The organism is Bacillus sp. BHET2 (genome assembly GCF_005938125.1).
Classification (GTDB): Bacteria; Bacillota; Bacilli; order Bacillales; family Bacillaceae_B; genus Rossellomorea.
The window spans coordinates 275,731-295,536 of the sequence record NZ_VCQN01000004.1; the positions used below are offsets into that span (position 1 = coordinate 275,731).

Sequence of the window (19,806 nt, forward strand, 5' to 3'; positions counted from 1 at the left end):
TTCATGCGCGAAGCAGTCATTGTTGCTGGTGCAAGAACACCAGTCGGTAAATCAAGAAAAGGATCATTGGCTCAAGTTAGACCAGATGATCTTGGAGCACTTGTAGTTAAAGAAACCCTCAAGCGTGCAGGAAATTATGAAGGTAACATCGATGATCTTATTATAGGATGTGCTATGCCGGAGGCGGAACAGGGATTAAATATGGCACGTAATATCGGGGGACTTGCAGGTCTGCCTGACTCAGTACCGGCGATCACAATCAACCGATATTGCTCATCTGGATTACAATCCATTGCTTATGCGGCAGAAAAAATCATGCTCGGTCACTCTGATACCGCTATTGCAGGAGGAGCAGAATCCATGAGTCTTGTCCCAATGATGGGTCATGTGGTTCGTCCTAATGTCAGATTAGCTGAAAATGCACCACAATACTACATGAGTATGGGCCATACTGCAGAACAAGTGGCGACAAAGTTCGGCGTATCCCGTGAGGAGCAGGATGCCTTTGCTGTAAGAAGTCACCAAAAAGCAGCCAAAGCTATTGCTGAAGGGAAGTTCGACGATGAAATTGTGCCGGTAGATGTAATTCAGCGTTCAGTAAACGGAGAAAATAAGCTCATCGAGAAGTCCTTCCAATTTTCAAAAGACGAAGGCGTCCGTGCTGGAACAAGTTCTGAGGTTCTGGGTAAGTTACGCCCGGCATTCAATGTGAAAGGATCTGTAACAGCAGGTAATTCATCCCAGACAAGTGACGGTGCAGCAGCTGTCATGGTGATGGATCGAGAAAAGGCTGGGTCCCTTGGACTTCAGCCTATGGCAAAGTTCAGAAGCTTTGCGGTAGCAGGAGTTCCACCTGAAATCATGGGGATTGGCCCGGTTGAAGCGATTCCTCGCGCTTTGAAGATGGCAGGACTGGAGCTTTCAGACATCGGATTGTTTGAACTGAACGAAGCATTTGCTTCTCAATCCATCCAAGTCATTCGTCAACTGGGTATCGACGAAGCCAGAGTAAACGTAAACGGTGGAGCCATCGCTCTTGGTCATCCGCTTGGCTGTACCGGAGCGAAGCTGACTCTTTCCCTTGTACATGAAATGAAACGCAGAAACCAGCAATTCGGAATCGTCACAATGTGCATCGGAGGCGGAATGGGAGCAGCCGGAGTCTTTGAATTAATCGGTTAATAGGGGAGGGACGGACCTCTGAATTTTGGCCCCTCCCAGCTCCTTCAAAATAATTATTTTTAGGGGGATTCGAAATGGCGAATCAAACAGATAAGTTAATCAAAGGTGGAAGTTTCTTAATTGAAGATGTAAGTTATGAGCAAGTTTTCACGCCGGAAGAGTATTCCGATGAACAAAAAATGATTGCCAAAACGACGGAAGATTATGTGTTGAATGAAGTGGTACCTGTCATTGATAATCTGGAAAACCATGAGTTCGATCACTCTGTTCGCCTTCTTAAAGAAGCAGGGGACCTTGGCCTTCTTGGGGCAGATGTTCCTGAAGAGTACGGCGGATTAGGACTGGATAAAGTAAGCTCGGCACTAATTGCAGAAAAAATGTCCCGTGCTGGCGGATTCTCAATCTCCCACGGAGCACATGTCGGAATCGGATCTCTTCCAATCGTGTTGTTCGGTAACGAAGAGCAAAAGCAAAAATACCTTCCACCACTTGCAACTGGTGAAAAGCTGGCAGCATATGCGTTAACAGAGCCCGGTTCAGGATCTGATGCACTAGGCGCTAAAACAACAGCAAAACTGAATGCAGAAGGCACTCATTACATTTTAAACGGTGAAAAGCAATGGATCACCAACTCTGCATTTGCGGATGTGTTCGTTGTGTATGCGAAAATTGATGGAGAGCATTTCTCAGCATTCATCGTTGAAAAAGAATTCCCTGGTGTTTCCACAGGTCCTGAAGAAAAGAAAATGGGAATCAAGAGCTCATCCACTCGTACACTGATCCTGGAAGATGCTGAAATTCCAGTAGAAAACCTTCTTGGAGATGCTGGAAAAGGTCATATCATTGCCTTCAATATCTTAAATATCGGCCGCTACAAATTAGGTGTAGGTGCTGTGGGGGCGAGTAAACGTGCGTTTGAAGTAACGGTACAATACACAAATCAACGCCAACAGTTCAAAACACCAATTTCAGGTTTTAACTTAACGAAAGAAAAGTTAGCCACAATGGCTTCTAAATTATATGCTGCTGAAAGCTCCGTCTACCGTACAGTAGGACTGTTCGAGGATCGTATGAGCCAATTGACAGATGAAGAAGTGAAAAACGGGACCGAAGTTGCGAAATCAATCGCAGAATATGCAATCGAATGTTCATTAAACAAATTCTTTGCAACGGAAGTTCTGGATTATGTAGTAGATGAAGGCGTTCAACTTCATGGTGGATACGGCTTTATGCAAGAATACGAAATTGAAAGAATGTACCGAGACTCCCGTATCAACCGTATCTTCGAAGGAACGAATGAAATTAACCGCCTTCTTGTTCCGGGCACATACCTTCGTAAAGCAATGAAAGGTGAACTTCCATTGCTTCAAAAAGCACAGGCCCTTCAAGAAGAATTGATGATGCTTATGCCTGAAGAAGTTGGCGATGAGCCATTGGCACAAGAGAAATACCTTGTGAAAAATGCGAAGAAAATCGGCTTGATGCTTGCTGGATTAGCCGCTCAAAAGTTTGGAAAAGCACTTGAAAAAGAGCAAGAAATCCTTGTGAACATTGCCGATATCGTTTCTAACGCGTACGCAATGGAATCGGTTGTCCTTAGAACAGAAAAAGCGATTCAAAAGGGTGGAGTAGAGAAAGCGAAGCAAAAGCTTCTTTACACACAAATCTTCTGTCAAGAGGCTTTCAACGAAATCGAACAGCATGCGAAAGAAACATTGGTAGGTACTGAAACGGGAGACTCACTACGGATGATGCTTTCAGCTCTTCGTAAATTCACCCGCCATACACCAATCAATGTAATCGCAGTGAAACGTACTGCCTCTGAAAAACTGATCGACGCAGAAAAATATACAGTGTAATTGAACTAAGTCAGGGACGGACCTCCGATTCGGAGGTCCGTCCCTTTGTTGATTTACTTCTAACTTGACATCCATATCTTAATAAATTATTATATGTTTAAACACTTAAACGTTTAAGTGTTTAAACATTAAAGATAAGGTGGTTTCCATAGATGAATAAAAACGTGTTAATTACAGGTGCTTCAAGTGGAATTGGGCTGAACTTCAGTCATAAGTTTGCAGAATCCGGCCATGACGTTATTCTTGTAGCGAGAAGTGAAGGAAGGCTCCTTACTCTGTCACAGGAACTCGAGAGCAAGTACGGAGTAAAGGCTCATGTGTTCACTTCAGACCTTTCCAAGCCCCAAGCATCAAAGAGACTTTATGATGAACTCAAATCGCAAGAACTTCAGGTGGATATTCTCATCAATAATGCTGGATTCGGCTTGTTTGGAGAGTTTGAGGAAACAGAGATGTCCAAGGAACTGGATATGATTCAAGTAAACATCACTGCCTTGACGGAGTTGAGCAAGTACTTTGGAAAAGAGATGGTCAGTCGTGGAGATGGCCAAATTTTAAATGTCGCATCAACAGCGGCATTTCAGCCTGGTCCACTGATGGCCGTTTACTATGCAACCAAGGCATACGTCCTCTCTTTCTCAGAAGCACTGGCAAATGAATGGGGTCCACACGGTGTGAAGGTAGCTGCCTTATGCCCTGGTGCAACCAAAACCGGATTCAGTGATGCAGCGGAACTTCAATCCTCCAAGCTCTTTCAGTCAGGTGTGATGAGTGTGGATGATGTCGTGGAAGAAGGCTATAAGCAAATGATGACCAACAACAAAACCGTTATTGTCCCTGGTCTGAAAAATAGAATATTGACTCAGTCTATTAGATTTATGCCACGTAAATTGATTACAAATATTGTTCGCAAGGTACAAGAACGGGTATAATTAAATGTGAATGAGTTGAAGGGAGAAAGCTATGGGTCAAAAAGCAATTGATACATTTCGTGCTTGTATTCCATTATTTCAAGCGCTGAGTGATTCTTATCGTCAGGACATAATATTACTACTGGCCGAACAAGAACCTCTTACAGTTAATCAGATAACAGAAAATCTAACGTTATCCCGACCGGCTGTTTCCCATCATTTGAAAATCTTGAGGGAGCAGAAATTAGTGTCATTAGAGCAAAAGGGAACGCAGCGCTTCTATTCTCTAGAGTTGGATAATGCAACCGTTCTTCTTAAAGAACTGGTTGAAACAGTTGAAAAACAATGTGAGTAATGCTTCATAAAAGAAGGATACTAGTGAAGATTGGCGAATGTAAGAATATAGATGAGATGGAATCCCATTTCCGGGTGGGATTGCTTATCCCGCCCAGAAACAATTGAAAGGTGGTGGAATGATGTCGTTGTCTTTTTATTCTTATCCGAAGTGTGGTACGTGTCAGAAAGCAAAGAAATGGCTGGAAGAAGTGCCTATAACATTAACCGAAATACATATCGTTGAAAACCCTCCTTCTAAGGAGGAGTTGAAAAGCTTATATGAAAAAAGCGGTTTACCTCTTAAAAAGTTTTTTAATACAAGTGGTAAAAAGTATCGAGAACTGGGCTTGAAGGATAAAGTGAACTCAGCTTCTGATGATGAGTTATTAGAAATTCTCTCCACTGACGGGATGCTCATCAAGCGCCCGATCACAACAGATGGAAATAAGGTTACAGTGGGATTTAAAGAAGAAACGTTTGAAGAAACGTGGAAGTAAATTAGGGCTTGCCAGTACAAGATTATGCGCAATGAAAAACTTTCATTAATCACACGTAGTTTTCTTGCTTTTTCAATGAAAAGTGTGTCAATATTAGGTTGTATAACTAGCATTTGGAGGGATAGAGAATGAGTACACCGAAAGAACTTCGTTATTCAGAAGAACATGAGTGGGTCAAAGTTGAAGGGGAAAATGCACGCATTGGAATCACATCATTTGCGCAATCTGAGCTTGGCGATATCGTATTCGTTGAGTTACCAGAGGTTGGAGATGAGATTAAAGCGGACGAGCCTTTCGGCAGTGTGGAATCAGTTAAAACTGTTTCTGAGCTATATGCACCTGTATCAGGTAAGGTAGTAGAAGTGAATGAAGAGCTAACGGATAGCCCTGAATTCGTGAACGAATCACCTTATGAAAAAGCGTGGATGATCGTTGTTGAACCTTCAGATGCTGGAGAAGTAGACAAGCTTATGACGTCTGAACAGTATGATGAAATGATTAATGAAGGCTAATTTTTTACAGAAACACCTTGAGAACTTCTCAAGGTGTTTTGTTTTTCTTTTTGGGCACCATAGGGGTATACGTTTTTAATAAAGAAAGGGTGAACACGTATGGTGTTAGAACCAAAAAAATTAGATGTTACAAGCAGAGTGACAGGAAAACTTAAAAATGGCGAAGTAGAATTGTTTTTGGATAATCAGCCCATTGGCAAAATGGCTTTGTCTCTTGATGGTTTAAGCATGGAACCGAACTTTGAGGCAAAAGAGAATAAGATTTATCAAAGCTACACCTCATCAGAAGGTCATGAAGCTAGGTATACCGATTGTGATGAGGGTGGCTGGTGTTAATGTTTCGCCTGGTGCCAGTTTCCCGAGAAGGAACTGGCATCATTTGTCTACACGACCTGTTAGGATGAGCGGTTTGTCGATGCATGCTGTTTCCTGTTTTTTAATTGAGCATGGGACTTGCGCTTTTTTTAATATACATGAGAAAATATAGGTAGAAAGTGGACATCATCTCTTGTTATTTGAATATACTATCTTAATCTTCATTCTGAAAGATAAGGTGATGATCATGATGGAACTTGACGAAAAAGTAATCATTGTTGAAGGTACAAGTGACAAGCGAAAAGTAAGAGACATCATCAAAGAACCAATTGAAATTATTTGTACAAATGGAACAATCAGCATCACGAAAATGGACGAACTCATCGATGAGCTATTTGAAAGGGATGTATATATCCTTGTTGATGCTGATGATGCAGGTGAAAAATTACGAAAGCAATTTAAGCGTGAATTTCCTGAAGCAGAACATCTATACATTGATCGAATGTATAAGGAAGTTGCAGCAGCTCCGGAGTATCACCTAGCGTATGTGCTGATAGGTGCAAATATCGACGTTCATAAAGAATACCTGGGGAAAAGGATGATCTAGTTTTGATTGAGGTAAGTAATACTGAAGCGTTACATGATTTGATTGAAGACCATGCGTTAGAAGCCGTATACCTTTATACACCGATGTGTGGTACATGCCAGGTGGCGAGTAAAATGATGGAAGTCGTTAAGAAACTCCCACAGCCATTCCACTTTACGAAAGCCAACTTGAATTACTTGCCCCAATTTGCAGAACACCAGTCCATCGAAAGTGTACCCTGCTTGATATTATTTAAGGATGGTGTCGAGAAAGAAAGAGTTTATGCTTTTCAGTCGGTACCATTTTTATATGAGACGTTAAACAAAATCGCCACTGATTAATTGGGAAAAAAGGCCTTTTCGAAAAGGTCTTTTTTATTTGCATCGGAATAAGAAAACCAATTTTCTTTCAACATACGAAGACATATTTCTCAGGAAATTTTGCGAAAGTCATCATTTTTTGGCAAGTCATTATCAGAATTCTTATCGTTCGACAAATAAGTCGTTTCCGTTCAAAACATGTCGAGAATGTATTGAAGGAATAAATGCCTAAAAGTGGAATTTTATTGTATAGATGATTCACTGGGAGGGTATTCATGCGAATCTATTTACAGGAATTAATAGATCAATGTCATTCGAGGTATCACTTACGGCTGTTGTTTCCAGATAGTCCATTTGTTCTTCAGTTTCATTGTGGGGATGAAATCTATGGAATATCCGTTTCGACCAATGGTTGTTCTGTTTTGGACCAGTTGAATGGAGAAGCGCATTTTGTTATTGAAGGAGAAGAAGAAAGAGTGATCGCCTTACTCACTGGGGAAGAGCGATTGTCACAGCTTATAGATGGAGGGTTGCTGCAAGTCAAAGGCGGGTATCGTCCGCTTTTATTTGTAGAGTCCGTCCTCTGGCTTACCAGGTCCAGAGGCAAGGAACCGGTTGAAGTCTAAAATTGAAAGAAAAGAATTGACATATTTCTATATCCGATGATAGAATCTCTCTTGTAGCAAATTTTCAGAGTCTTTAACTAATCATAATAATTAAATAATAATACTTTACTCTTATTAAGAGAGGTGGAGGGACGTGCCCTATGAAACCCGGCAACCGTCAATGAAAATTGAAATGGTGCCAATTCACTCAAAGCTTTTGCTTTGAAAGATAAGAGAAAGGATAGTCCTATATGATTATGCCTTTCTGCTTATCGCAGAAAGGCATTTTTTTTATTATATCGGAAAAGGGCAGAGAGAGTGCAGGGTATGTACAAGCATAATCCTGATTAAAAAGGTCGTTTTACTTAGAAAAAAGGTGGTCTCTACATGATTTCAATTTCAGATATTAAAAAAATCTATCAGTCAAAATCTGGACCGATTTCAGCCGTTGATGGTGTAAATATCGACATAGCTGAAGGAGAAATTTTCGGGGTGATTGGCTATAGCGGAGCTGGTAAAAGTACATTAATCCGTATGCTCAATGGCCTTGAGGTTCCAACGGAAGGAATCGTGGACGTGAATGGGCAAATCGTTTCTCAGGTAAAAGGAAAAAAGCTTAGGGAAGCAAGACAGTCCATAGGGATGATCTTCCAGCATTTTAATCTTCTATGGTCACGGACCGTACTGGAAAACATTCAGTTCCCGTTGGAAATCGCCGGATTATCGAAGAAAGAAAGAGTTCAAAGGGCCAACGAACTTTTGAAACTAGTGGGCTTGGAAGGAAGAGGGGATGCATACCCGTCACAGTTGAGTGGTGGACAGAAGCAGCGGGTAGGAATAGCAAGAGCTCTTGCAAACAATCCTAATGTTCTTCTGTGTGATGAAGCAACTTCGGCATTAGATCCTCAGACTACCGACTCCATTCTGGATTTATTGGTGGATATTAATAAACGCCTAGGGCTCACAATCGTCCTGATCACACATGAAATGCACGTGATTCAAAAGATTTGTCACCGTGTCGCGGTCATGGAGAAGGGGAAGGTTGTAGAACTCGGCGATGTTCTGGACGTGTTCCGGAATCCGCAAGAGAAGGTGACAAAGCGATTTGTGAAGGAAGTATCACAAAGGGAGGAAACGGGTGAAACCGTCGAACACCTTTTAGCTCAATATCCAAATGGGAAAGTTCTGAAACTTACGTTTGTAGGTGAAGCCACGGAACAACCTCTCATTACGAGTCTAATCAGAAAATTCGACCTCGACGTCAATATCCTTCAAGGACAAATTTCCCAAACACAAAAAGGGGCATATGGAACATTGTTTGTCCATTTGGATGGGAAAGAACAAACCATTCATGAAGCGGTTGCGTTTTCTGAGGAGCAGTTGGTTAAGGTGGAGGTGTTACGAGGATGATCGAAAGTGTATTTCCAAATGTGGATTGGGAGAAGATGGGGGAAGCCACCTTTGAAACCCTCTATATGACTGGTATGTCAGTAATAATTACATTTGTATTAGGAATGATTCTAGGGGTTCTACTATTCCTTACTTCCAAAGAAAATTTATGGGAAAACAAACTCACATATACGATTACAAGTGCAGTGGTCAATGTATTTCGTTCGATTCCTTTCATTATATTAATCGTATTATTGATCCCATTCACTAAATTTTTATTAGACACGATTCGTGGTGCGAATGCGGCACTTCCTGCTTTAATTATTGGAGCTGCGCCTTTCTATGCACGTATGGTTGAGATTGCTTTAAGAGAAGTGAACAAAGGAGTCGTCGAAGCAGCGAAAGCTATGGGGGCCAAAACGAGTACGATTATTTGGAAAGTGTTGATTCCAGAATCAATGCCGGCATTGGTATCAGGAATCACCGTGACCGCGATCGCATTGGTTGGATACACGGCGATGGCAGGCGTTATCGGAGCAGGTGGTTTAGGGAACTTAGCCTATCTGGATGGGTTCCAAAGAAGCAGGGAAGATGTAACCTTTGCCGCCACCATTATGATTTTGCTCATTGTGTTTGCGATTCAAATTCTGGGTGATTTCTTTACAAATAAATTAGACAAACGATAAGAGGAGAGAATGAAAATGAAAAAATGGATAGCAGGAATTGTGGCAGCAACAAGTATCTTTGGTTTAGCAGCATGCGGGAGTGATTCAGGATCTGGAAGCAGCGACGAAAAGGAATTGGTAGTAGGAGCTTCAAATGTCCCACATGCAGAAATTCTTGAACAAGTAAAGCCAATCTTAGAAGAGAAAGGCATCGACTTACAAATTGAAACATATCAAGACTATATCCTGCCAAATAAAGACCTCGATAATGGGGACCTTGATGCGAACTATTTCCAAACCACACCTTATATGGATTTGCAAATGAAAGAAAATAAATATGACTTTGTCAATGCAGGCGGAATTCATATTGAGCCAATTGGAGTCTATTCTAAGAAATACAAATCTCTTGAGGATTTACCAAAGGGTGCTACGATTTTAATGAGTAACTCTGTATCAGATCATGGACGTATCCTTACATTACTAGAGAAAAAAGGTCTGATTACGTTAAAGGATGGAGTGGAAAATACGCAGGCGCAACTTGAGGATATCAAAGAAAACCCTCAAAACCTCCAATTCGATTATGAATACGAGGCAGCCCTCCTTCCACAAATGTACGAAAACGAAGAAGGGGACGCGGTTGTGATCAATTCCAACTATGCCATTGATGCAGGCTTGAAACCTCTTGAAGATTCAATTGCTATTGAAGATAGTAACTCTCCTTATGTGAACGTGATCGCTGTTAACAAAGGAGATGAAAAGAAAGAGGAAGTAAAAGCTTTGGTTGAAGCCCTGCATTCAAAAGAAATTCAGGACTTTATTAATGAAGAGTGGGATGGAGCCGTAGTCCCGGTTACTGAATAAAAACAAGATCCCGTTGCTGATTATGTTCAGTATCGGGTTTTTTTAAAAGTGCATTTCACGTAATTTAATAACATAATCATGCCCCGATTTGCTCATACTACTTTCGATGAATATTTTTGAAATGGAGCTGAATGAAATGCAGATGGAACCACGAAACACAACAGAAGCTGCCCTCCTTGATTATAAAACGGGACTTGGAATCTTCACTGAAAAAATGCCTGAGCTTGCAGAGCATTATAATACATTTACGGAGCACTGCTTTAGAGAAGGCGTTCTTTCCAAAAAGGACAAGCAGTTGATTGCACTCGGAATCAGTCTTTACTCCCAAGATGAATATTGCATCATCTATCATACTAAAGGATGCCTAGATCAGGGGTGCTCTGAAGAAGAAATCCTTGAAGCTATCGGCGTAACAGCTGCATTCGGTGGAGGGGCGGTCATGAGCCAGGCCGTTACACTGGTTCAACAATCGATGCAGGATTTGAATCAACTAAAGCAATAGTCAGTCGAATTGAGAGGGAGAAATCCTTCTCTTTTTTATTGGGAAGTTCACACCTTTAATAATAAATATACATTTGGATTTATAAAATCTCACTAACACACTAGTAATTGGTAGTATAATGGCGGAATTTTGTGAAAACTTAATAATAAACCCTTGGTGTCATCACGGAAAGAAGAATTCAAGAAAAAATGGGAAAATACCGGTTTTGTCTTGTGAACCAGGGGGTAGTATAGTTGTAAAGTAATTAAAAACCTGAAAGGAATGATTTATTATCGACTCTCTTGAGAGTATCTCGTACACAAGTGAAATGGAGAAAGCAATGTATGGAGCCCATGGGATTGGTTATGAGGTGTACAAACGAAAGCATGAAGTCAGAATGCAAGTAGAGAAGAAAAGAGAGCAGGATTATAAGGAAAGCAGAAGAATGATTGCGGCACTTGATCGCAAGGTGCACGCTAATATATAATAAGGAAGAAAAAAGGAAACCAGTGTAGAAGATGCACTGGTTTTTTTATTTTATAGAATTGACGAGTCCATGAATTCAGCTGGAAACGCCCTTGGAATGGACACTTGAATTTTTAAAAACAAAGCAACAGAGTTACGAAAATGTCCTTACTAAAATAGCTCAGCGGCAAGCTACATTTTTCCACCTGTTTAGGCCGACACTAGGAAGGGCTTCTAATGTAAGGGTATGACGATCTGGATAACCTGAAAAAGTTGATAATAGCTTTTATTTGTTATAAGATTGTAATGAGAATAAATTGAGAATGATTAAAGAATTTAATTCTTAAATTCATTATAAAGTCACGGAGGTAAATACACATGGCAGGTTCTACTTTAACAATTAAAGATCTTCATGTTGAGATTGAAGGAAAGGAAATCCTGAAAGGGGTTAACCTTGAAATTAAAGGTGGAGAAATCCACGCAGTAATGGGACCAAATGGTACAGGTAAATCAACTTTATCTTCTGCTATCATGGGTCATCCAAAGTATGAAGTGACAAAGGGAAGCATCACGTTTGATGGGGAAGATGTTCTTGAAATGGAAGTTGATGAGCGCGCTCGCGTAGGTCTATTCCTTGCAATGCAGTACCCAAGTGAAATCAATGGTGTAACGAACGCGGACTTCTTACGTTCTGCAATCAACAGCCGTCGCGAGGAAGGCGAAGAAATTTCGCTTATGAAATTCATCCGCAAAATGGATTCTGAAATGGAATACCTTGAGATGGACCCGGATATGGCTCAGCGTTACCTAAACGAAGGATTCTCAGGCGGAGAGAAAAAACGTAATGAAATCCTTCAACTAATGATGATTCAACCTAAAATCGCTATCCTTGACGAGATTGATTCAGGTCTTGATATCGATGCTCTTAAAGTTGTTTCTAAAGGAATCAACAAAATGCGTGGGGAAGATTTCGGTTGCCTAATCATCACTCACTATCAGCGTCTTCTTAACTACATCACTCCTGATCATGTTCACGTCATGATGCAAGGACGCATCGTGAAGTCAGGCGGAAAAGAATTAGCTCAACGCCTTGAAGCAGAAGGATATGACTGGATTAAAGAAGAGTTAGGAATCAAAGACGAAACTGTTGGCCAAGAAGCGTAAGTGTTAGGGGGATGAAAATGACTGTAGAAACGAAACTACCAGTAGATCAGGACTATGTCAGCTCCTACTCGAAACAACTTGGAGAGCCAGAATGGTTAACAACCCTTCGTATAGATGCCTTTGATAAAGTAAAGGATCTTAGCCTTCCAGTTGCTGATAAAACGAAAATCACTAATTGGAATTTTACTCAATTCCAAAAGCATACGGTGGAAAGTGATACGTTTTCTTCATTGAGTGAGCTGCCAGAAGAAGCGAAAGCATTAGTCGATTTAGAAGACAAAGACCAAAGTCTTTATATCCAACGAAATAACACACCTGCTTTTCTTTCTCTTTCAAATGAATTAAAAGACAATGGTGTTATTTTTACGGATATCTTTACAGCTGTGAAAGAGCATAGTGAGCTTGTTCAAAAGTATTTCATGACTGAAGGTGTAAAAACTGATGAGCATAAGCTTACGGCTCTTCATGCAGCATTAATGAATGGAGGGGCATTCCTTTACATTCCGAAAAACGTGGAATTGACTCAACCGATTCAAGCAGTATATGTTCATGACAATGCTGAAGTTGCCATGTTCAATCACGTATTAGTTGTTGCTGAAGACAATAGCTCTGTCACTTATGTTGAAAACTATATCTCTACAACAGATGTAGAAGATGGTGTATACAACATCGTAACGGAAGTACTGGCAAAAGATAATGCGAAAGTAGCATACGGTGCAGTGGATAACCTGGCAAGCGGATTGACGACATATGTGAACCGTCGCGGTGTAGCTGCTAGAGACTCTCGCATTGAGTGGGCTTTAGGATTAATGAACGATGGAGACACTGTTTCAGAAAACGTAACTAACCTTATGGGTGATGGCTCATATGGTGATACGAAAACGGTTGTTGTTGGACGTGGCAAGCAGAAACAAAACTTCACGACAAAAGTCGTTCACTTCGGTAAGAACTCTGAAGGGTACATTCTTAAGCATGGAGTGATGAAAGACGAAGCGTCTTCCATCTTCAACGGTATAGGTAAGATTGAGCATGGTGCATCTAAGTCGAATGCAGAGCAGGAGTCGCGCGTATTAATGCTTAGTGAGAAAGCACGAGGAGATGCGAACCCGATTCTTCTTATTGATGAAGATGACGTAACAGCAGGTCACGCTGCGTCAGTAGGTCGTGTGGATCCACTACAACTTTATTATCTAATGAGCCGTGGGATTCCACAGCATGAAGCAGAACGTCTGGTGATTCACGGATTCTTAGCTCCAGTGGTTAAGCAGTTACCGATTGAAGGAGTTAAGAAGCAACTTGTTGAGGTAATTGAAAGGAAAGTAAACTAATGGATGTAAAAGAGATTCGTAAACAATTTCCGATTCTCGACCAGGAAGTAAATGGCCATCCACTGGTTTATCTTGACAGTGCCGCAACCTCACAAAAGCCAGTTTCCGTTATTGAAGCGATGAACGATTATTATCGTGGATATAACTCAAATGTTCACCGTGGCGTTCACACTCTTGGAACGAGAGCGACAGATGGATATGAAGGTGCCCGTGAAAAGGTCCGTAATTTCATAAACGCTTCCAGTACTCAAGAGGTGATCTTTACCCGTGGTACGACAACAGCAATCAATACAGTTGCTGCAAGCTACGGTCGTGCGAACCTGTCAGAAGGGGACGAAATTGTGATTACCCATATGGAGCATCACAGCAACATCATCCCTTGGCAGCAGTTAGCCAAAGAAACCGGAGCGACGTTGAAATATGTTCCTCTTCAAGAAGATGGAACAATAGCAATTGAAGATGTAAGAGCAACGGTTACAACTCAAACGAAAATCGTTTCGATTATGATGGTTTCAAACGTACTCGGTACGATGAATCCAATCAAGGAAATCACAAAGATTGCTCATGAAAATGATGCAGTCATGGTCGTAGACGGGGCGCAAGCCGCTCCACATATGAAAGTTGATGTGCAGGACCTTGATTGTGATTTCTTTGCCTTTTCCGGTCATAAAATGGTTGGCCCTACAGGAATCGGAGTACTTTACGGTAAGAAAAAGCTTCTCAACAAAATGGAACCGGTAGAATTTGGTGGAGAAATGATCGACTTTGTCGGGCTTCAGGAATCCACCTGGAAAGAGCTTCCGTGGAAATTTGAAGGAGGCACACCTATCATTGCAGGTGCCATCGGTCTTGGAGCAGCGATTGATTTCCTTGAGCAAGTGGGTCTTCATAATATTGAAGCACATGAACATAAACTTGCGGCGTACGCATTGGATAAAATGAATGAAGTAGAAGGCATGAAAATCTTCGGACCCCGTGATCCGGGAAGTCGTGCGGGCCTTGTTACATTCAATATTGATGATGTTCATCCGCATGATGTGGCTACCGTGCTTGACGCTGAAGGGATTGCCGTTCGCGCAGGTCACCATTGTGCACAACCGCTTATGAAGTGGTTAAACGTTTCTGCAACAGCACGTGCCAGCTTCTACCTTTACAATACAGAAGAAGATATTGATAAACTTGTTGCTGGCCTAGTGAAGACAAAGGAGTTTTTCAGCGATGTCTTTTAATAATTTAGATCAGTTATATCGACAAGTCATCATGGATCATTATAAGAATCCACGTAACAAAGGTTCTTTAGAGGATGGTAGCTTTACCATCGATATGAATAACCCTACGTGTGGAGATCGCATACACCTGACGTTGAAGGTTGAAGATGGTGTCGTTTCTGACGCGAAGTTTGACGGAGAAGGTTGTTCGATCTCCATGGCTTCTGCGTCTATGATGACACAGGCTGTTAAGGGAAAGGATATTGAAAAAGCCCTTAAGCTTTCCAAAATCTTCTCTGATATGATGCAAGGCAATGATTATGACGACGATGTAGATTTGGGAGATATAGAAGCATTACAAGGAGTCGCTAAATTCCCGGCACGTATTAAATGTGCGACATTGGCGTGGAAAGCGATGGAAAAAGGAGTTCAAGAAGGAGAGCAGGAATAAGCTCTTCTCCAACTCTATTTATGAATGGAGGAATCAACATGGCTAAGAAGATGCCAGAGATCGGAGACTACAAATACGGTTTTAGTGATAAAGACGTATCTATTTTCCGTTCTAAACGTGGTTTAACGAGAGAAATCGTAGAAGAAATTTCTCGTATGAAAGATGAGCCTAAGTGGATGCTTGATTTCCGTTTGAAGTCACTTGAGCATTTCTATAATATGCCTATGCCTCAATGGGGCGGAGATATGCAGGAACTGAACTTTGATGAAATCACATACTATGTGAAGCCATCAGAAAAGTCAGAGCGCAGCTGGGATGAAGTGCCTGAAGAAATCAAACAAACGTTTGATAAATTAGGTATTCCAGAAGCAGAGCAAAAATATCTTGCAGGGGTTTCTGCACAGTATGAATCAGAAGTTGTATACCACAACATGCAATCAGATCTTGAAGATATGGGAATCGTTTTCAAAGATACAGATTCTGCTCTTAAAGAAAATGAAGAACTGTTCCGTGAGCACTTTGGGAAGGTTATTCCTCCTACGGATAACAAGTTCTCTGCCCTGAACTCGGCTGTTTGGTCCGGTGGATCTTTCATCTACGTTCCAAAAGGAATTAAAGTGGATACACCACTTCAAGCATACTTCCGTATTAACTCGGAAAACATGGGTCAATTCGAACGTACACTAATCATCGTCGATGAAGGCGCAAGCGTTCATTATGTTGAAGGTTGTACGGCACCGGTTTACACAACGAATTCACTTCACTCAGCTGTTGTTGAAATCATCATCAAGAAAGATGCGTACTGCCGTTATACGACGATTCAAAACTGGGCTAACAACGTGTTCAACCTGGTTACGAAGCGTGCGGTTTGTGAAGCGAATGCAACAATGGAATGGGTAGATGGAAACATCGGTTCGAAACTAACGATGAAATACCCAGCTGTTATTCTTAAAGGTGAAGGCGCTCGTGGTATGACACTATCCATTGCACTTGCGGGTAAAGGTCAGCATCAGGATGCCGGAGCGAAAATGATTCACCTGGCACCGAATACTTCTTCTACGATCGTTTCTAAATCCATCTCCAAACATGGTGGTAAAGTAACGTACCGTGGAATTGTACACTTTGGCCGTAAAGCGGAAGGTGCGCGCTCAAATATTGAGTGTGACACACTAATCATGGATAACCAGTCTACTTCTGATACAATTCCTTATAATGAAATTCTTAACGATAACATCTCGTTAGAACACGAAGCGAAGGTATCGAAAGTATCTGAAGAACAATTATTCTATCTTATGAGCCGTGGTATTTCAGAGGTAGAAGCAACAGAAATGATCGTAATGGGCTTCATCGAACCATTTACGAAAGAACTTCCAATGGAATACGCAGTTGAAATGAACCGTCTGATCAAGTTCGAAATGGAAGGTTCAATCGGTTAATCATATAACTCAAACTCCCTTGATGGATTCATCAGGGGAGTTTTTTTCTATTCGGAATAAATGACTATGATTCTTTCCTCAATCAATTCAAACATAAGAATTTCCATTTCTCATATGATAAAATGGACATGTTCTAATAAAGCAGGTGAATGCGGATGATATACATAGGCGTTACGGGCTGGGGAGATCATGACACTCTCTATAAGAATGTGTCCCCCAGAGATAAATTAAAAGAGTACGGAGCACATTTTCCAATCGTAGAGGTGGACACGACATTCTATGCCGTCCAGCCTATTCGAAATGCTGAAAAATGGGTGAAAGAAACACCAGAGGGCTTTAAATTCATTGTAAAAGCTTATCAAGGGATGACCGGACATCAGAGAGGGGAAATCCCTTTCGAAACAAAGGAAGAGATGTTCAAAGCCTTTAAGGAATCTCTAGCTCCATATGTAGACGGAGGGAAATTAGCGATGGTACTTCTTCAATTTCCCCCATGGTACGAGTGTAAAAAGGAGAATGTCGACTATATCCGGTACTGCAGGGAGCAGTTGAAAGGACTTCCACTAGCGCTTGAGTTCCGACATCAAAGCTGGTTCAGACCACAATTTCGGGACAAAACGTTAGCCTTTATGGAAAAGGAAGAATGGATCCATAGCATTTGTGATGAACCCCAAGCAGGCGATGGATCTGTGCCCCGGGTGTTGGAAGCCACTGAAAGGCAAGCGACACTTATTCGTTTTCACGGAAGGAATCTGTATGGATGGAACAAACCAAATGGTGAAGACTGGAGAGAGGTCCGCTATTTGTATCGTTATAATCGTGCCGAACTTGAGGAATGGATTCCACATATTCATCAATTGCACGAACGTTCTAAGGATCTTTATATTTTATTTAATAATAATTCTGGTGGAGACGCCGCTGATAATGCGAAAGAGTTGATCGAATTATTGGGGATTGAATATGAAGGACTCGCACCGAAGCAACTAGATTTATTTTAGCTGACAGGAGATGAAAGATCGATGGAATGGATTGTTCTTCTATCAATTGGACTTTTTGCAGGCGCAATAGGAGCCCTTGTTGGTTTAGGAGGGGGCGTCATCATTGTCCCGGCCCTGATCTATTTTGGGTCATATACAGGCTTTATAGAAGGAATGACCCCTCAGACAGCAGTAGGTACTTCATTAGTCATAATGATTTTCACAGGGTTATCATCGACACTCGCCTATTTAAAGCATAAAACGGTCGATTATAAAAGCGGCTTGATATTCTTTGCAGGCAGCGGACCTGGTTCCATACTCGGAGCATGGGTGAACAAAGGTTTAAATATGGAAAGCTTTAATCTTTATTTTGGTATCTTTATGATACTGATCGCCATCATTCTAATGATCCGAAACAAAATAAAACCAATCGAAAAATTCAAGAACGCTTCCTTTCAAAGGGAATTCACCGATCCAAGTGGAGATACCTTTCGTTATGGGTATCCTCCTCTATTAGGAGTATCCATTGCATTTATTGTAGGATTTACCTCTGGCTTATTCGGCATTGGGGGAGGATCATTGATGGTACCTGCCATGATCTTGATCTTTTTATTCCCACCGCATGTAGCCGTTGCGACATCCATGTTTATGATTTTTCTCTCTGCTTTGGTCAGTTCGGGCACACATGTCATGTTCGGGAATGTGAAGTGGTTGTATGCTCTTGCCCTCATTCCAGGAGCCTGGATCGGGGCAAAGTTCGGAGCTTATTTAAATACAAAGCTTGAATCGAAAGTATTGGTAAGTGTACTCCGCATGATATTAATATTATTGGGAATTCGATTGATATACCAGGGGATAACGGGATAATATACCTCCAATAGGAGTGAACGAGTAATGAGAGAAACTATTCATATTTATCATACAAATGATCTTCACAGTCATTTAGAGCATTGGTCAAGAATTAGGAATTTTTTGAAAATGAGGAAGCAGTGGCATGAAGGCGAAGGTGAGTCTGTTTATCTATTTGATATCGGGGATCACGTAGACCGCTGGCACCCTTTAAGTGAAGCGACGTTAGGAAAAGGAAATATTAAATTATTAAATGAAGTTGGATTTGACGCTGTCACGATTGGCAACAACGAAGGAATCACATTGGACTATGATGATCTGAATAGTCTTTATGACGACGCTGAATTTCACGTCATTGTAGGGAATCTACTAGATCGCTCATTGAAGCTTCCTAGTTGGGTGAAAACGCACCATATCTATCAAACGAATAGCGGGATAAAAATCGGGGTATTGGGATTAACGGCTTATTTCAAGCCATTTTATGAAGCACTCGGGTGGAATATCACATCTCCAATGGAAGAACTTGAGAAATTAGTTCAAGATCTTCACCCCCACGTCGATATGATTATTCTTCTTTCGCATTTAGGTATAAGAGATGACGAGCTGATTGCAAGCCAATTCCCGGAGATCGACGTTATTCTTGGCGCACATACCCATCATGTATTGCACCAGGGGAAAGAAATGAATGGCACCATGCTCGGAGCTGCAGGGAAATATGGCCACTTTGTCGGACATATGGTGATTGAGCTTGACGTTGCCACGAGAAAAATCATGGACAAAAAAGCACATCTGTATGTGCAAGAGGAATTGCCATACGTGGAAAAAGAGGACGAGGAGTGTGCACAATGGTTTCAAGAGGGCGAGGAATTATTAAATCAGGAAGTGACCCGGTTAAAGACACACTTACCTGTTGACTGGTTTCAACCCTCCCCGCTTCCGAAAATGTTATGTGATGCCCTTGCAGCGTGGTGCGGGTCAGATTGTGCCTTTCTAAATTCAGGACTGCTCTTGGATGGGCTAGAAGAAGGAGTAGTGACAAAGCAAGACTTGCACCGGATTCTTCCTCACCCTATCAATCCATGCCTCATCACTATGAAGGGGGCGGAGTTAAAGGAAATCATTAAACAAACATGGAATGAAGAGTGGCCACATCTTCAAGTGAAAGGATTAGGTTTCAGAGGGAAAGTGATGGGGACGTTTGTGTACACGAATATTCAATGGGAGGGCCATGAAGTCTTAATTGACCACAAGCCCATTGTACCTGAAAAGGTGTACAAGCTTGCCTTACCGGATATGTTCACTTTCGGTCACTTCTTTCCCGATCTTAAACGATTGGAAAAAAAGTACTTTATGCCTGAGTTTTTACGAGATATTCTTCAGTGGAAATTAAAGCAGTAGAGGAATCACCG

General features: G+C 41.5%; 23 protein-coding genes and 1 riboswitch. All 23 genes read left to right on the forward strand.

Features of this window, described 5'->3' with window-relative positions; all coding sequences use genetic code 11:
* Nucleotides 1-3 precede the first annotated feature (3 nt).
* The 23 genes from FGG79_RS16515 (at nucleotide 4) to FGG79_RS16620 (ending at nucleotide 19,795) form a co-directional block, all read left to right on the forward strand.
* Nucleotides 4-1,182 (forward strand): acetyl-CoA C-acetyltransferase, encoded by a 1,179-nt coding sequence (locus tag FGG79_RS16515; RefSeq protein WP_138780342.1) that lies wholly within the window; start codon nucleotides 4-6, stop codon nucleotides 1,180-1,182.
* 74 nt (nucleotides 1,183-1,256) lie between these two features.
* Nucleotides 1,257-3,041, forward strand: a complete 1,785-nt coding sequence (locus FGG79_RS16520) for an acyl-CoA dehydrogenase family protein (RefSeq protein ID WP_138780344.1) — start codon at nucleotides 1,257-1,259, stop codon at nucleotides 3,039-3,041.
* A 152-nt stretch (nucleotides 3,042-3,193) separates the two neighbouring features.
* Nucleotides 3,194-3,973, forward strand: a complete 780-nt coding sequence (locus tag FGG79_RS16525) for an SDR family NAD(P)-dependent oxidoreductase (protein WP_138780346.1) — start codon at nucleotides 3,194-3,196, stop codon at nucleotides 3,971-3,973.
* A gap of 31 nt (nucleotides 3,974-4,004) precedes the next feature.
* Nucleotides 4,005-4,307 (forward strand): ArsR/SmtB family transcription factor, encoded by a 303-nt coding sequence (locus tag FGG79_RS16530; RefSeq protein ID WP_138780348.1) that lies wholly within the window; start codon nucleotides 4,005-4,007, stop codon nucleotides 4,305-4,307.
* A gap of 121 nt (nucleotides 4,308-4,428) precedes the next feature.
* Nucleotides 4,429-4,785, forward strand: a complete 357-nt coding sequence (locus FGG79_RS16535) for an arsenate reductase family protein (protein WP_138780350.1) — start codon at nucleotides 4,429-4,431, stop codon at nucleotides 4,783-4,785.
* A 128-nt stretch (nucleotides 4,786-4,913) separates the two neighbouring features.
* Nucleotides 4,914-5,297 carry a glycine cleavage system protein GcvH gene (gene gcvH / locus FGG79_RS16540; protein ID WP_138780352.1) on the forward strand — a complete coding sequence of 128 codons (384 nt, stop codon included), beginning with the start codon at nucleotides 4,914-4,916 and terminating at the stop codon, nucleotides 5,295-5,297.
* Between the two features lie 99 nt (nucleotides 5,298-5,396).
* The gene (locus tag FGG79_RS16545; protein ID WP_138780354.1) at nucleotides 5,397-5,633 is read left to right on the forward strand and encodes a YusG family protein; all 237 of its coding nucleotides are present in this window, start codon (nucleotides 5,397-5,399) and stop codon (nucleotides 5,631-5,633) included.
* Between the two features lie 229 nt (nucleotides 5,634-5,862).
* A complete protein-coding gene (locus FGG79_RS16550) occupies nucleotides 5,863-6,219 on the forward strand; it encodes a toprim domain-containing protein (RefSeq protein ID WP_138780555.1) in 357 nt (118 codons plus the stop codon).
* 5 nt (nucleotides 6,220-6,224) lie between these two features.
* Nucleotides 6,225-6,539 carry a thioredoxin family protein gene (locus FGG79_RS16555; protein ID WP_138780557.1) on the forward strand — a complete coding sequence of 105 codons (315 nt, stop codon included), beginning with the start codon at nucleotides 6,225-6,227 and terminating at the stop codon, nucleotides 6,537-6,539.
* A 254-nt stretch (nucleotides 6,540-6,793) separates the two neighbouring features.
* Entirely contained in the window at nucleotides 6,794-7,144 is a 351-nt protein-coding gene (locus tag FGG79_RS16560) for an SCP2 sterol-binding domain-containing protein (protein WP_138780356.1), read from the forward strand.
* A 108-nt stretch (nucleotides 7,145-7,252) separates the two neighbouring features.
* Nucleotides 7,253-7,359: riboswitch (SAM riboswitch) on the forward strand.
* 151 nt (nucleotides 7,360-7,510) lie between these two features.
* Nucleotides 7,511-8,533, forward strand: coding sequence for a methionine ABC transporter ATP-binding protein (locus FGG79_RS16565; protein WP_138780358.1), 1,023 nt, complete (start codon nucleotides 7,511-7,513; stop codon nucleotides 8,531-8,533).
* Nucleotides 8,530-9,198 (forward strand): methionine ABC transporter permease, encoded by a 669-nt coding sequence (locus FGG79_RS16570; protein WP_138780360.1) that lies wholly within the window; start codon nucleotides 8,530-8,532, stop codon nucleotides 9,196-9,198. Before FGG79_RS16565 ends, FGG79_RS16570 begins: the two co-directional genes overlap by 4 nt.
* A 15-nt stretch (nucleotides 9,199-9,213) precedes the next feature.
* The gene (locus FGG79_RS16575; protein ID WP_138780362.1) at nucleotides 9,214-10,038 is read left to right on the forward strand and encodes a MetQ/NlpA family ABC transporter substrate-binding protein; all 825 of its coding nucleotides are present in this window, start codon (nucleotides 9,214-9,216) and stop codon (nucleotides 10,036-10,038) included.
* A gap of 136 nt (nucleotides 10,039-10,174) precedes the next feature.
* Entirely contained in the window at nucleotides 10,175-10,540 is a 366-nt protein-coding gene (locus tag FGG79_RS16580) for a carboxymuconolactone decarboxylase family protein (RefSeq protein ID WP_138780559.1), read from the forward strand.
* A gap of 319 nt (nucleotides 10,541-10,859) precedes the next feature.
* Nucleotides 10,860-11,006 carry a YuzK family famiily protein gene (locus tag FGG79_RS21890; protein ID WP_171050965.1) on the forward strand — a complete coding sequence of 49 codons (147 nt, stop codon included), beginning with the start codon at nucleotides 10,860-10,862 and terminating at the stop codon, nucleotides 11,004-11,006.
* A gap of 356 nt (nucleotides 11,007-11,362) precedes the next feature.
* Complete coding sequence (sufC, locus tag FGG79_RS16585; RefSeq protein WP_138780364.1) at nucleotides 11,363-12,148, forward strand: Fe-S cluster assembly ATPase SufC; 786 nt, start codon at nucleotides 11,363-11,365, stop codon at nucleotides 12,146-12,148.
* 17 nt (nucleotides 12,149-12,165) lie between these two features.
* The gene (sufD, locus tag FGG79_RS16590; RefSeq protein ID WP_138780366.1) at nucleotides 12,166-13,476 is read left to right on the forward strand and encodes a Fe-S cluster assembly protein SufD; all 1,311 of its coding nucleotides are present in this window, start codon (nucleotides 12,166-12,168) and stop codon (nucleotides 13,474-13,476) included.
* Nucleotides 13,476-14,705, forward strand: a complete 1,230-nt coding sequence (locus FGG79_RS16595) for a cysteine desulfurase (protein WP_138780368.1) — start codon at nucleotides 13,476-13,478, stop codon at nucleotides 14,703-14,705. Before sufD ends, FGG79_RS16595 begins: the two co-directional genes overlap by 1 nt.
* Complete coding sequence (sufU, locus tag FGG79_RS16600; RefSeq protein WP_138780370.1) at nucleotides 14,695-15,135, forward strand: Fe-S cluster assembly sulfur transfer protein SufU; 441 nt, start codon at nucleotides 14,695-14,697, stop codon at nucleotides 15,133-15,135. Before FGG79_RS16595 ends, sufU begins: the two co-directional genes overlap by 11 nt.
* Nucleotides 15,136-15,173: 38 nt before the next feature.
* Nucleotides 15,174-16,571 carry a Fe-S cluster assembly protein SufB gene (sufB, locus tag FGG79_RS16605; RefSeq protein ID WP_138780372.1) on the forward strand — a complete coding sequence of 466 codons (1,398 nt, stop codon included), beginning with the start codon at nucleotides 15,174-15,176 and terminating at the stop codon, nucleotides 16,569-16,571.
* Nucleotides 16,572-16,726: 155 nt separating this feature from the next.
* Nucleotides 16,727-17,569, forward strand: coding sequence for a DUF72 domain-containing protein (locus tag FGG79_RS16610; RefSeq protein ID WP_138780374.1), 843 nt, complete (start codon nucleotides 16,727-16,729; stop codon nucleotides 17,567-17,569).
* A gap of 21 nt (nucleotides 17,570-17,590) precedes the next feature.
* Nucleotides 17,591-18,415, forward strand: coding sequence for a sulfite exporter TauE/SafE family protein (locus tag FGG79_RS16615; RefSeq protein ID WP_138780377.1), 825 nt, complete (start codon nucleotides 17,591-17,593; stop codon nucleotides 18,413-18,415).
* 27 nt (nucleotides 18,416-18,442) lie between these two features.
* Complete coding sequence (locus FGG79_RS16620) at nucleotides 18,443-19,795, forward strand: bifunctional metallophosphatase/5'-nucleotidase (protein ID WP_138780378.1); 1,353 nt, start codon at nucleotides 18,443-18,445, stop codon at nucleotides 19,793-19,795.
* Nucleotides 19,796-19,806: the final 11 nt, after the last annotated feature.

What these genes read in the sequence shown, in the direction of transcription:
- FGG79_RS16550 (WP_138780555.1), top strand. Translation starts at nt 5,863, where the DNA reads ATGGAACTTGACGAAAAAGTAATCATTGTTGAAGGTACAAGTGACAAG.
- FGG79_RS16565 (WP_138780358.1), top strand. Translation starts at nt 7,511, where the DNA reads ATGATTTCAATTTCAGATATTAAAAAAATCTATCAGTCAAAATCTGGA.
- FGG79_RS16520 (WP_138780344.1), top strand. Translation starts at nt 1,257, where the DNA reads ATGGCGAATCAAACAGATAAGTTAATCAAAGGTGGAAGTTTCTTAATT.
- FGG79_RS21890 (WP_171050965.1), top strand. Translation starts at nt 10,860, where the DNA reads ATGTATGGAGCCCATGGGATTGGTTATGAGGTGTACAAACGAAAGCAT.
- FGG79_RS16535 (WP_138780350.1), top strand. Translation starts at nt 4,429, where the DNA reads ATGTCGTTGTCTTTTTATTCTTATCCGAAGTGTGGTACGTGTCAGAAA.
- gcvH (WP_138780352.1), top strand. Translation starts at nt 4,914, where the DNA reads ATGAGTACACCGAAAGAACTTCGTTATTCAGAAGAACATGAGTGGGTC.
- FGG79_RS16570 (WP_138780360.1), top strand. Translation starts at nt 8,530, where the DNA reads ATGATCGAAAGTGTATTTCCAAATGTGGATTGGGAGAAGATGGGGGAA.
- FGG79_RS16525 (WP_138780346.1), top strand. Translation starts at nt 3,194, where the DNA reads ATGAATAAAAACGTGTTAATTACAGGTGCTTCAAGTGGAATTGGGCTG.
- FGG79_RS16530 (WP_138780348.1), top strand. Translation starts at nt 4,005, where the DNA reads ATGGGTCAAAAAGCAATTGATACATTTCGTGCTTGTATTCCATTATTT.
- FGG79_RS16610 (WP_138780374.1), top strand. Translation starts at nt 16,727, where the DNA reads ATGATATACATAGGCGTTACGGGCTGGGGAGATCATGACACTCTCTAT.
- FGG79_RS16515 (WP_138780342.1), top strand. Translation starts at nt 4, where the DNA reads ATGCGCGAAGCAGTCATTGTTGCTGGTGCAAGAACACCAGTCGGTAAA.
- FGG79_RS16580 (WP_138780559.1), top strand. Translation starts at nt 10,175, where the DNA reads ATGCAGATGGAACCACGAAACACAACAGAAGCTGCCCTCCTTGATTAT.
- sufC (WP_138780364.1), top strand. Translation starts at nt 11,363, where the DNA reads ATGGCAGGTTCTACTTTAACAATTAAAGATCTTCATGTTGAGATTGAA.
- FGG79_RS16545 (WP_138780354.1), top strand. Translation starts at nt 5,397, where the DNA reads ATGGTGTTAGAACCAAAAAAATTAGATGTTACAAGCAGAGTGACAGGA.
- sufD (WP_138780366.1), top strand. Translation starts at nt 12,166, where the DNA reads ATGACTGTAGAAACGAAACTACCAGTAGATCAGGACTATGTCAGCTCC.
- FGG79_RS16595 (WP_138780368.1), top strand. Translation starts at nt 13,476, where the DNA reads ATGGATGTAAAAGAGATTCGTAAACAATTTCCGATTCTCGACCAGGAA.
- sufB (WP_138780372.1), top strand. Translation starts at nt 15,174, where the DNA reads ATGGCTAAGAAGATGCCAGAGATCGGAGACTACAAATACGGTTTTAGT.
- sufU (WP_138780370.1), top strand. Translation starts at nt 14,695, where the DNA reads ATGTCTTTTAATAATTTAGATCAGTTATATCGACAAGTCATCATGGAT.
- FGG79_RS16575 (WP_138780362.1), top strand. Translation starts at nt 9,214, where the DNA reads ATGAAAAAATGGATAGCAGGAATTGTGGCAGCAACAAGTATCTTTGGT.
- FGG79_RS16615 (WP_138780377.1), top strand. Translation starts at nt 17,591, where the DNA reads ATGGAATGGATTGTTCTTCTATCAATTGGACTTTTTGCAGGCGCAATA.
- FGG79_RS16620 (WP_138780378.1), top strand. Translation starts at nt 18,443, where the DNA reads ATGAGAGAAACTATTCATATTTATCATACAAATGATCTTCACAGTCAT.
- FGG79_RS16560 (WP_138780356.1), top strand. Translation starts at nt 6,794, where the DNA reads ATGCGAATCTATTTACAGGAATTAATAGATCAATGTCATTCGAGGTAT.